Origin of the sequence: Streptomyces sp. MBT65 (genome assembly GCF_016612545.1) — a bacterium.
GTDB lineage: Bacteria > Actinomycetota > Actinomycetes > Streptomycetales > Streptomycetaceae > Streptomyces.
On the sequence record NZ_JAENRY010000418.1, the window covers coordinates 1 to 5,553 of the forward strand.

The window sequence follows — 5,553 nt, forward strand, 5'->3', positions numbered from 1 at the left end:
GCGCCACCGAACCTCCGAGTTCCACCCGCAACTCCACCCCGCCCCCTACTTCTCCCCCGACTCCACCCTCTTCTTCAACCCCGCCAGCGCCCGGTCGATGATGACCTTCTCCGCCTTGCGCTTGATCATGCCCAGCATGGGGATCTTGACGTCGACCGTGAGGAGGTACGTGACCTCGGTCGCCCCCGTGCTCGTGGACTTGAGGAGGTAGGAGCCGTCCAGGGAGCGGAGCATCTGGGACTTGACGAGGGTCCAGGACACCTCGTTGTCGCCGGTCCAGGTGTAGGCGAGGACCTGGTCGTCCTTGATCGCGCCGGCGTCCATGACGAGGCGGACCTGTTCGGCGCGGCCTCGTTCGTCGGTCTTGAGGACGTCCGCCTCCTTCACCTCACCGGTCCAGTCCGGATAGCGGGCGAAGTCGGCGATCACCGCCATGACGTCGGCCGGTGCCGCCTCGATCGTGATGCTCGAACTGGTGTGTTCCGCCATCGCTGTGGCTCCTCCAGATGCGGACCGGCAGGGCGTCGTCGTGCGCTTGTGCGTGCAGCGTGAAGGCTACCTCCCCGCCAACCCCCTTACCGCACCCCCTACCTGCGGACATCAGCGGCAGCCGCCAAGGGAGTCACCATTCCAGCGCCCACGGCTTGCCGCTCCCCGCGAAGTGCCCCACGTTCACGCACTCCGTCGCCCCGATCCGCATCCTGCGCACCAGCGGCTGGTGGACGTGGCCGAACAGTGAATAGCGGGGCCTGGTGCGGCGGATGGCGTCCAGGAGGGCGCGGCTGCCCCGTTCGAAGCGGCGCGCGACCGTGTCGTAGACCAGCTCGGGGACCTCGGGCGGGATGTGCGTGCACAGGACGTCGACCTCGCCGACCGCCTCGATCTTCGCGGCGTACTCCTCGTCGCTGATCTCGTACGGCGTGCGCATGGGCGTGCGCAGGCCGCCGCCGACGAAGCCGAAGGTGCGGCCGCCGATCTCGACCCGCTCGCCGTCGAGGACCGTCGTGCCGGGGCCCGCGTACTCGGGCCACAGGGTCGGCATGTCGACGTTGCCGTAGGTGGCGTACGTCGGGGTGGGGAAGGCCGCGAACATCTCTGCGTACTGCTTGCGGACCGCCTTCTCGATCAGGGCCGCGCGGTCCCCGCCGACCGCGCTCCAGAGGCGGGCGCCGAGTTCACGGGCCTCCTCGAAGCGGCGGGCGGTGCGCAGTTCGACGAGGCGGTCGGCGTTCTCCTCGCCGAACAGTTCGGGGAAGATCCCGCGCGAGTGATCGGCGTAGTCGAGGAAGAGGACGAGGTCCCCCAGGCAGATCAGGGCGTCGGCACCCTCACCGGATCTGGCCAGGTCACGGGCGTTGCCGTGCACGTCGCTGACCACATGGATGCGCGTTCCGGGGGTGCCGGCCGGTGTGGGTGCCATGACGATCAAGCGTAGGCGTGTGCGGCAAACGTGAACAGTGGCGGCGGACCTTGCGGTTACTGGCCGGTCAAGAAAGGCGTGGACTACTGTGCGCGAGGAAACACCAATCTGTGTGACGCAGCGAACATCTCGCCGGACCCCCCTGTCGTAGGACCCATACCGACGGGTAACGTCCGGGCAGTCCAGTCGTGCTCAGGATTTCAATCATCCGGTCCTGACGCACCTGCCCGAGCCTTGGACCGGACCGTCGCATCACACAACGTCGTGGCGCCGGCGCCCTATGAGGAGCAGCAGTCTTGCGCGAGTTCAGCCTTCCGGCTTTGTACGAGGTCCCTGCGGACGGCAATCTGACCGACATCGTCCGCAGAAACGCCGCGCAGCACCCAGATGTCGCCGTCATCGCGCGTAAGGCGAACGGCGCGTGGCAGGACGTGACCGCCACGGTCTTCCTCGCCGAGGTGCACGCCGCCGCCAAGGGGCTGATCGCCTCCGGCGTCCAGCCCGGCGACCGGGTCGGGCTGATGTCCCGCACACGGTACGAGTGGACGCTGCTCGACTTCGCCATCTGGTGTGCGGGCGCGATCACCGTGCCGGTGTACGAGACCAGCTCGGCGGAGCAGGTGCAGTGGATCCTCTCCGACTCGGGCGCCACCGCCGTGATCGTCGAGCAGGACGCGCACGCCGCCGCCGTCGAGTCGGTGCGCGCGCAGTTGCCCGCCCTCAAGCACGTCTGGCAGATCGACACCGGCGCGATCGAGGAGCTGGACCGCGCGGGCAAGGACATCAGCGACGCGACCGTCGAGGAGCGCAGCTCACAGGCGAAGGCCGACGACCCGGCGACCATCGTGTACACGAGTGGCACCACCGGCCGGCCCAAGGGCTGTGTGCTCACCCACCGCAGCTTCTTCGCGGAGTGCGGCAACATCGTGGAGCGGCTGCGCCCGCTGTTCCGCACCGGCGAGTGCTCGGTGCTGCTGTTCCTGCCGCTCGCGCACGTCTTCGGGCGGCTGGTGCAGATCGCGCCGATGATGGCGCCGATCAAGCTGGGCCTGGTCCCGGACATCAAGAACCTCACCGACGAACTCGCCTCGTTCCGGCCGACGTTGATCCTCGGTGTGCCGCGCGTCTTCGAGAAGGTCTACAACTCGGCGCGTGCCAAGGCGCAGGCGGACGGCAAGGGCAAGATCTTCGACAAGGCGGCCGACACCGCGATCGCGTACAGCCGCGCGCTGGACACGCCGTCGGGTCCGTCCCTCGGTCTGAAGATCAAGTACAAGACCTTCGACAAGCTCGTCTACAGCAAGCTGCGCGCGGTGCTCGGCGGCAAGGGCGAGTACGCGATCTCCGGCGGCGCCCCGCTGGGCGAGCGCCTCGGGCACTTCTTCCGGGGCATCGGCTTCACCGTCCTCGAGGGCTACGGGCTGACCGAGTCCTGTGCCGCCACCGCCTTCAACCCCTGGGACCGGACGAAGATCGGCACCGTCGGGCAGCCGCTGCCCGGCTCGGTCGTGCGCATCGCGGACGACGGCGAGGTGCTGCTGCACGGCGAGCACCTGTTCAAGGGCTACTGGAACAACGAGGCCGCCACGGCCGAGGCGCTCGCGGACGGCTGGTTCCACACCGGGGACATCGGCACCCTCGACGAGGACGGCTACCTCAGCATCACCGGACGCAAGAAGGAGATCATCGTCACCGCGGGCGGCAAGAACGTCGCCCCGGCCGTGATCGAGGACCGCATCCGCGCGCACGCGCTGGTCGCGGAGTGCATGGTCGTCGGGGACGGGCGGCCCTTCGTGGGCGCGCTGGTCACCATCGACGACGAGTTCCTGGGCCGCTGGGCTGCCGAGCACGGCAAGCCGGCGGGTTCCACCGCGGCGTCGCTGCGTGACGACCCGGATCTGGTGCAGGCGATCCAGGACGCTGTCGACGACGGCAACGCCGCGGTGTCGAAGGCGGAATCGGTGCGGAAGTTCCGCATTCTGTCCTCCCAGTTCACGGAGGAGTCGGGCCACTTGACGCCGTCCCTGAAGCTCAAGCGCAATGTGGTGGCCAAGGACTACGCGGACGAGATCGAGGCCATCTACCGGAAGTAGACGGGTAGTCGGGGCGTTCGGGGTTGTTTAGAAGTCCTCGGCGAGGACCCGTTCCAGCGTGCGTTCGGCGAGCGCGGTGATGGTGACGAACGGGTTCACGCCGATGTTGCCGGGCACCAGCGAACCGTCCGTGATGTACAGCTTCGAATACCCCTTCACCCGGCCGTAGTTGTCGGTCGCGTTGCCCAACACGCAGCCGCCCAGCGGGTGGTAGCAGAAGTCGTCGGCGAAGATCTTGCTGGGCGTGCCGAACAGGTCGGAGCGGTAGATCGTCGCGTTGGCCGAGTTGATCCGGTCGAAGAGCTTCTTGGCCATCGCGACCGAGACCGCGCTCTGCGCCGCGGTCCAGCCCAGCTTCACCGTGCCGCTCGCCGAGTCGTAGGTGAACGAGGCCCGTTGGGGGTTCTTGGTGATCGCCAGATAGAGGCTCACCCAGGTCTCGAAGCCGATGGGCAGCGGGGCGATCTCCGCGAAGACCGGGTTGTCGGTGTTGGCCCAGTCGTCGATGCCCATGACCGGCATGGTCGACTGGTTGGCGCCGGTGGTGTCCCAGATGTGGTTGGCGCGGCCCACCATGGTGTTGCCGTTGGGTCCCCAGCCCGCCCCGACCGTGGAGTTGAGCGCGGGCAGGGTACCCGTGTCCCTTGCCCGGACGAGGAGTTCGGTGGTGCCGAGGCTGCCGCCGCCGAGGAACAGATAGGTGCAGCCGTACTGCTTGGTCTCGACGACCGCGCCGGTGTCGTCGATCCGGTTCACGCTCAGGACGTACGACCCGTCGCTCGCGCGGCTGACCCCGGTCACCTTCTCCATGGTGTGGATGGTGACCTTGCCGGTGCCGAGCGCCGAGGCGAGGTAGGTCTTGTCGAGGCTCTTCTTGCCGTAGTTGTTGCCGTAGATGACCTCCTGGGCGAGCGCGGACTTGGTGGCGGTGCCCGCCGCCTCCCGCTGCATGTAGCCGAAGTCGTAGACGTTGGGCACGAAGGTGGTCGTCAGGCCGGTGTTCGTGGCGGCCTTCCGCGAGGTGCGGGTGAACTGGTACCACTCGGTCGACTCGAACCACGTCGGGTCGACGGTGTTGACGCCGAGCATGGTGCGGGCGCGCGGGAAGTACGTGTTGTACATCGCGGTGGCGTCCACGGCGGGGAACTGCTCGGTGAAGTACGACTGGCGCGGGGTGACCGCCATGCCGCCGTTGACCAGCGAGCCGCCGCCGACCCCGCGTCCCACGTACACGGACATGGCGTCGTAGTGCACGCGGTCCAGGACGCCCGGGTACGCGGTGATGTCCTTGTTGACGACGTCCAGCCAGAGGAAGCTCGCGAGCGGGGCCTCGGTGCGGGTCTTGAACCACATCGAGCGCTGGTCCGGGCTGGCGGTGTTGCAGAAGATCTTGCCGTCGGCACCGGCCGTGTTCCAGAGCCGGCCCATCTCCAGGACGAGGGTGGTGACGCCGGCCTGGCCCAGGCGGAGGGCGGCGACCGCGCCGCCGTAGCCGGAACCGACGACGATCGCGGGTGCGGTCTGGACGGCGGCGGGTTCGACGGCCTGCGCGGACTGGAGGCCGATACGGGTGAGACCGGCGGTGGCGGCGGTCTGGAGGGCGATCATGCCCAGGATTTGACGTCTCGTCAGCTGATGCTGCGTCAGTTTTGCTGTCATGCGCGCAGCATGTGCGGATTATTCGGTTCCGCCTAGCCCCCGGTGTGCAACAAGGTTTTCAATTTCTCCGCGAGTAGATCCCAGCGCCACTTCTCCTCGACCCAACTCCGGCCCCGCTCCCCCATGTTGCGGCGCAGCTCCGGGTCTTCGAGCAGCGCGACGATCCGGTCGGCGGCCTCCTCCGGGGACCCGCCCCGCACCACCCACCCGGTCTCGCCGTCGAGCACGGCGTCGGGCGCGCCGCCGGAGTCACCGGCGACGACGGGCAGTCCGGTGGCCGACGCCTCCAGGTAGACGATGCCGAGCCCCTCGACGTCGAGGCCGCCGCGCCGGGTGCGGCACGGCATCGCGAAGACGTCACCGGCGCCGTAGTGCGCGGGC

Annotated in this window: 5 protein-coding genes; 1 reads left to right on the forward strand and 4 read right to left on the reverse strand. The window is 68.4% G+C overall.

Features of this window, described 5'->3' with window-relative positions; genetic code table 11:
- Positions 1-45: 45 nt before the first annotated feature.
- Both JHN63_RS46805 and JHN63_RS46810 read right to left on the reverse strand, forming a co-directional pair.
- Positions 46-489 (reverse strand): SRPBCC family protein, encoded by a 444-nt coding sequence (locus JHN63_RS46805; protein WP_200691230.1) that lies wholly within the window; start codon positions 487-489, stop codon positions 46-48.
- Positions 490-622: 133 nt separating this feature from the next.
- Entirely contained in the window at positions 623-1,378 is a 756-nt protein-coding gene (locus JHN63_RS46810; protein WP_200691233.1) for a metallophosphoesterase, read from the reverse strand.
- 338 nt (positions 1,379-1,716) lie between these two features.
- On the opposite strand from JHN63_RS46810, the gene JHN63_RS46815 reads away from it, so the two are divergent.
- Positions 1,717-3,513, forward strand: coding sequence for a long-chain fatty acid--CoA ligase (locus JHN63_RS46815; protein ID WP_200691231.1), 1,797 nt, complete (start codon positions 1,717-1,719; stop codon positions 3,511-3,513).
- Between the two features lie 27 nt (positions 3,514-3,540).
- Here JHN63_RS46815 and JHN63_RS46820 read toward each other — a convergent pair whose 3' ends face one another.
- On the reverse strand, positions 3,541-5,121 hold the full coding sequence (locus tag JHN63_RS46820) for a GMC oxidoreductase (RefSeq protein WP_200691234.1): 1,581 nt from the start codon (positions 5,119-5,121) through the stop codon (positions 3,541-3,543).
- 83 nt (positions 5,122-5,204) lie between these two features.
- The coding region (locus JHN63_RS46825) for a glycosyltransferase (RefSeq protein ID WP_200691232.1) at positions 5,205-5,553 on the reverse strand (349 nt) is incomplete at its 5' end.